This window comes from Pseudanabaena sp. FACHB-1998 (assembly GCF_014696355.1).
Taxonomy (GTDB): domain Bacteria; phylum Cyanobacteriota; class Cyanobacteriia; order Pseudanabaenales; family Pseudanabaenaceae; genus Pseudanabaena.
This window is the reverse complement of sequence record NZ_JACJQA010000037.1, coordinates 42,760-48,898: the sequence shown is the minus strand read 5'-3', so window position 1 is coordinate 48,898 and position 6,139 is coordinate 42,760. Positions and strand designations below refer to the sequence as shown.

At 45.4% G+C, this 6,139-nt stretch carries 5 protein-coding genes; 3 read left to right on the top strand and 2 right to left on the bottom strand.

The window, feature by feature from the left end:
* Positions 1–121 precede the first annotated feature (121 nt).
* The gene (locus H6F42_RS22340; protein WP_347272319.1) at positions 122–310 is read left to right on the top strand and encodes a hypothetical protein; all 189 of its coding nucleotides are present in this window, start codon (positions 122–124) and stop codon (positions 308–310) included.
* Positions 311–535: 225 nt separating this feature from the next.
* Positions 536–2,419 carry a glutamine--fructose-6-phosphate transaminase (isomerizing) gene (gene glmS, locus H6F42_RS15940; RefSeq protein WP_190400362.1) on the top strand — a complete coding sequence of 628 codons (1,884 nt, stop codon included), beginning with the start codon at positions 536–538 and terminating at the stop codon, positions 2,417–2,419.
* Positions 2,420–2,497: 78 nt separating this feature from the next.
* Here glmS and H6F42_RS15935 read toward each other — a convergent pair whose 3' ends face one another.
* Together H6F42_RS15935 and H6F42_RS15930 are read right to left on the bottom strand one after the other, a co-directional pair.
* A complete protein-coding gene (locus H6F42_RS15935; RefSeq protein ID WP_190400361.1) occupies positions 2,498–2,998 on the bottom strand; it encodes a hypothetical protein in 501 nt (166 codons plus the stop codon).
* A 247-nt stretch (positions 2,999–3,245) separates the two neighbouring features.
* Positions 3,246–3,890, bottom strand: a complete 645-nt coding sequence (locus H6F42_RS15930) for a DUF192 domain-containing protein (protein WP_242018476.1) — start codon at positions 3,888–3,890, stop codon at positions 3,246–3,248.
* 3 nt (positions 3,891–3,893) lie between these two features.
* Here H6F42_RS15930 and H6F42_RS15925 point away from each other — a divergent pair, with 3 nt between their 5' ends.
* Entirely contained in the window at positions 3,894–6,113 is a 2,220-nt protein-coding gene (locus H6F42_RS15925; protein WP_190400360.1) for a glycoside hydrolase, read from the top strand.
* Positions 6,114–6,139 lie beyond the last annotated feature (26 nt).

Here is a 6,139-nt window from a genome sequence, read left to right as displayed (position 1 = left end):
GGATCAAAACTAAACTCAATCACTTTGCTCTCAAGTCTAAACTCTACTTCAATGCTATTAGGGCTAGTTTCTCTCAACTCCAAAAACTGGCTATTCCTTCCACGTAACATCAGTTACTAAAATCTTAGAAGCAGCCGATCGCCTTCAATTAGAAGATCAAGAAGACTTGATTCGGATTTTGCAAAACCGACTACGCGACAGATGCAGAGCCGAACTAATTCAAGACTTACAAGAATCTCAACAAGAATTTGCACTAGGTGAATGCAAACCCGTCACACCAGCACAACTCATGGAGGAAATTTTCGCATGAAGTTTGTATTATTGAGAATTATTTTTAAGTTTGTTGAACATGAAGAATCATAGGCGATTCTTTTAGAGACAATTTTTTTGGGCGATCGCTAAGAGTTTCAAGCCTTCATTTTGCCCCAGACAAAATGAAAACCGCTATAGCAGGAACCTCACATGGTTAAATACGATCATAATTTTCTGCGCTAGGCGTACAAAATTGTAATCGTATCTACTTCAAATTGACATTATGTGTGGAATTGTTGGCTACATCGGACATCGCTCGGCTAATGAAGTTTTAATCTCAGGGCTACGCAAGCTAGAATATCGCGGCTATGACTCCGCAGGCGTGGCAACAATTCCCTTTTTTGATGATCCTGCCAATCGCAGCTTGCATCGGGTCAGAGCCAAAGGCAAGCTGATCCAACTCGAAGAAAAACTAAACGCCGATACGGCTCCCGAAGCACCCATTGGTATAGGTCACACTCGATGGGCGACTCATGGCAAGCCCGAAGAGCATAATGCCCATCCCCATACCAATACGATGGGCAATCTTGCGGTGGTACAAAATGGCATTGTCGAGAACTATCACCTTTTGCGAACTGACTTAAAAGAATTGGGACATATTTTTGTCAGCGAAACAGATACCGAAGTAATTCCCCACATGATCGCGGAATTTCTCTCACAACTAGAAAACCTTGGGAATGTCATTCCTGCTAATTCGCCTTCGGTCTTATTTGAAGCTGTCCGTTTGACTGTGGCAAAATTACAAGGAGCCTATGCGATCGCGGTTATCCATGCCGATTATCCCGACGAATTAATTGTGGTACGTCAACAAGCGCCACTGGTGATTGGCATCGGCAAAGACGAAAATTTCTGTGCATCGGATACTCCAGCCTTAGTTGCCTATACCCGCACCGTCATTCCTCTAGAAAATGGGGAAATTGCGCGGCTAACTAGGGAATCGGTACAGGTATTTAATGCCAAAGGCGATCGCCTCCGTCGTGCGCCGCAGACTTTAAATTGGAACCCGACCATGGTGGAGAAGCAAGGCTTCAAACACTATATGCTCAAGGAAATCTATGAGCAACCGGGGGTATTTCGAGCAGGGCTAGCCAGCTATATTAGCGAAGCAAATCACATTCAATTGAGATTACCGAAGGATTTTATTAATTCTATTGAACGGGTGGAAATCATTGCCTGTGGAACTAGTTGGCACGCTTCGCTGATCGGGAAGTATTTATTAGAGCAGATTGCAGGTATTCCTACAAGCGTTCAATATGCCTCAGAATATCGCTATTCGCCCCCTCCTTCTTTAAAAAACACCCTTGTAATTGGCGTAACCCAATCAGGAGAAACGGCGGATACCCTAGCGGCTCTAGAGCTTGCTAAATCTAGAGGCGATCGCTGTCTGGGAATTACTAACCGCACCGAAAGCTCCATTGGACGAATTGCGGATGCGGTCATCGATACCCAAGCGGGCATTGAAATCGGCGTGGCGGCGACTAAGACTTTTGTGGCTCAATTGCTAATGTTCTATTTGCTAGCGATAGATTTTGGGATGATCACAGGCAAAATCAGTGAGGCAAAATCTCAAGAATTAATTGAAGGATTGCGCCAATTACCTGCCTATATGGAACGGATTCTGGAAAGTCAAGAACGTTACATTGAGGATCTTTCTCGTCAATTTACCCATACAAAGGATTTTATTTTCCTCGGTCGGGGCATTAATTTTCCGATCGCCCTTGAAGGTGCGCTCAAACTCAAGGAAATTAGCTACATCCACGCGGAGGGCTATCCCGCAGGCGAAATGAAGCATGGACCGATCGCCTTGTTAGATGAAGATGTGCCTGTGGTAGCGATCGCTACTCCGGGGGCTGTATACGAGAAAGTTCTCTCCAATTCTCAAGAGGCAAAAGCTAGGGATGCCAAACTAATTGGGGTTGCGCCCTTAGATGATCCTGCGGCGCATGAGGTGTTTGATCACATTTTGCCGATTCCTGTGGTTGATGAGATTTTCTCACCAATTCTTACAGTGATTCCCTTGCAATTGCTGTCCTACCATGTAGCCGCTCATCGTGGCTTAGATGTTGATCAACCGCGCAATCTTGCCAAATCTGTAACTGTTGAATAGGGCAAAAAAAATAGAGTTGCGGCGCACGCCGCAACTCTATGGGAAATTAAAAAAGAGGTGGCTCAGCCACCTCTTTTTTTAATATCCTAGACTTTCATTTTGTTTGGTTTTGGGAAGCTCCGAGACAGTTGCAGGAACTTCACGTTTGGGACGAAGTGGTGCTGCTTGTAAAAAAATCGACTGTTCGGGACGCTCACGCACTAATTCCCCAGGCTTTTTCTGAACAGACCGCAACATATCATTATCAAAAGAACCTTCAGCAGTGGTTAATTGCCTTTCTTGGCGCTTGAGTTGTTCGAGCTTTTTATATTGTTGATTCCACTGCTCTTGAGCGTAAACAGTCCAACCATAGATCACAAATACGGAGATGGTTAGCAACACAGTCATGGCGATCGACATCTTTTGTGCCGACATCAATAACTTTAGCCAAGCTGGTAGCGGGAAAGAGTCAGTTCGCGGCAGCCGCTTTACATTTTTATTCTTGACAGGCTGACGATTCGCTTGCAGGCGTTTTCCGTTGCGATCTAGGGGCTGAGGGGATCTTTGTGGTTCAGGCATTCTCGCTCTGCTAGCTGTCATCTTTTTTACTCTTCTTTCACTCAAGACTCACCACTGCTACTTGTATCACTTTCGCGCAGATAATACCAAGTGTTTTTTGAACATTTTGGAATTTCTTTTTTAATTAAGATTTACAGAAATCGTCAATGATTTGAGAGAGTGGGTTCCAAAGGGGCGCACTCCCTCAAATCATTGACGATCGCTATAGTAATTAAGCAAAAGATACTAAGTCATCGTTTTATGATTTTGGACTCTAGAATTATAGTCGTCATTGATTTTTTGGCAACAAGAATTTGAGGGTAATTTGATCGCCTTCTTTTAAACCTAACTCGGTGGTTAGTCCTGCTCGCACCTCAATGACATGATCGGCAATTACCCCATCGGCGGGATAAATCGGACAGGGGTCGGTTTTACACATTGTGGCGTTACGCGCGATCGCCTTTACTTCACCCTCTAACAGGAAAATAATATCGAGCGGCGAGGGTGTATTTTTCATCCAAAAGGCAACAGGACGCGCAGGCGTAAAGGGAAATAACATGCCGCGATCGTCAGCTAGGGGGGGACGAAACATTAAGCCCTGTTCCTGTTGCTTAGGGGTGTTAGCAACCTCTAGCTGAATTTCACGACCAGCGATCGCGGCGGTAGCAGTAATTGGCAAATACTGCGCTAGATCTTCAAGGGGTTTTGGTTTAGTTTGCAGTTGGATTGGGGGTGTGGGGTTAGAAATATTGGGGATCGATGGATTTGCCGTAGGTTTGTCACTATTGGCTGTGGTGGGGGATGTGCAGCCCATTAAACACAAACTCAAACTAACAGTACATAGCTTTATACAAAATATTTGCAGTATTTGGATCGAACTACGAACAGGTGTGTCACAATTTCTAGAAGTATCGCCAGTCATATTGCCAGTCATCCTATGTCTTTTCCTCTGCATGTCGCTTTTATCTGGCACCAACATCAACCTCTCTACAAAAGTGCGATCGCGGGCAAATATCATTTGCCTTGGGTGAGGCTGCATGGCGTAAAAGATTATTTAGACTTGGCTTTGATGTTGTCAAGATATCCCAAGCTACATCAAACGATTAACCTTGTGCCATCATTGATCCTCCAGTTGCAGGACTATGTTGAGGGTAAGGCGTTTGATCCCTACTTGGCGCTTACTCTAACACCAGTTGACAGTCTAACGCGATCGCAAAAGCAGTTTATTGTCGAACATTTCTTCGATGCCAATCATCAGACCATGATTGAGCCGTATCCTCGCTATGCGGATTTACTCGCCCAGCGTCAAGCCTATGGTCTTGATTGGTGTGTGAATCATTGGCTTGCGCCTGACTTTAGCGATCTGTTGGCATGGCATAACCTCACATGGATCGATCCCCTCTTTCGCGAAACCGATCCCGAAATTGCCGAATGGTTTGAGCGCGGCAAAGAATTTACCCTTGCCGATCGCCAAAGAATTTATAGTAAACAACGGGAAATTATTGCGCGTATTTTGCCCCAACATCGCCAAATGCAGAAAAGCGGGCAACTAGAAATTACCACTACTCCCTACACTCATCCGATCTTGCCCCTCTTAGCCGATACGCAAGCGGGTCGCATTGCCGTCCCACAAATGTATCTGCCCAATACTCGGTTTCGGCATGAGCCTGATATTGCTTTGCATTTGGAAAAAGCAAAAGAGGTTTATCGCCAACATTTTGGCGGCGAACCGAAGGGGCTATGGCCCTCGGAGCAGTCCGTTAGCCCTGCAATTTTGCCCCAAGTTGCTAAACAGGGATTTTCTTGGCTATGTTCCGACGAAGGTGTGTTGGGTTGGAGTCTGGGTCATTATTTCCGACGTGATGAACGCGGATCGATCAATGCGCCCCATTTGCTTTATCAGCCCTATCGCCTTGAAACGGTACATGGTGACTTAGCAATTATTTTTCGCGATCGCCTCCTCTCGGATCTGATTGGCTTTAGCTATGGCGCACTACTCCCCCAAGCCGCCAGTGATGACCTCTGCGATCGACTCATGAGTATTCAAAGACAACAAAATGAATACTTAGCCGCCCATCCCGAAGGTCAGCCTTGGCTAGTGACCATCGCCCTTGATGGCGAAAACTGTTGGGAATTTTATCCCCAAGATGGCAATCCATTCTTGCAAACGCTCTACGAAAACCTATCGCAAAACCCCAACCTTAAACTCGTCACCGCCTCCGAATATCTAGACAAATTCCCCCCCACCGAAAAAATCCCCCCCCACCAATTACATAGCGGCTCTTGGATTGATTCCAGCTTCACCACATGGATTGGTGATCCTGTCAAAAACCGTGCTTGGGAGTTACTAGCCGAAGCTCGGCAAGTTTTAGCACAGCATCCCGAAGCAACCCCTGAGAATAATCCCGAAGTATGGGAAAGCATCATGGCGGCTGAAGGCTCTGATTGGTTTTGGTGGTTTGGTGAGGGGCATAGCTCCAATGACGATGCCATGTTTGATCGCCTATTTCGCGAACACTTACAGGTGGTCTATCGCGCCCTCAATGAGCCAGTTCCCCATGCCTTGCTCTATCCCCTTGAACCCCATGATGTTTCAACAAGCGATCGCCCCACCAAATTAATTCAGCCCTTGATCAACGGTAGGTTTGACAATGAGGATTGGCAAGGATCTGGTAAAATTGAGATTAGTGGTGCTAGAGGTGCAATGCACCAAAATGCACCTGTCAAGCGTCTATGGTATGGTTACGATCATTTTTATTGCTACTTGCGACTAGAATTTAGTAGTCTAGAGAGCATCGCCCAAAGTAAGCTGCATTTGTTGTGGTTTTATCCTCAACGGATTAATTCCAACAGTCCAGTTAGGCTTCTTGATATGCCTGACGTATCACCGCTAAATTATTTGTTTCGCCATCACCTAACGATCAATTTTGCCGATAAGTCAGTCCAGCTTCAAGAATCTATAGAAAAATTACAGTGGGAAACCATAGCAACTCATACGAAAATAGGTTTAGAGCAATGTTTAGAAATTGCCATACCTTGGAGCGATTTAGCAGTTAAGCCGCAATCTGTGGCAAGACTAGTGATTATGCTTAGTCAAAAAGAGCATTTTCAAATTTCTCTGCCAGAGTATACGATTATTCCCATTGAAGTACCCTAGTGTTGCGTTATTGTTGCGTTATTAAA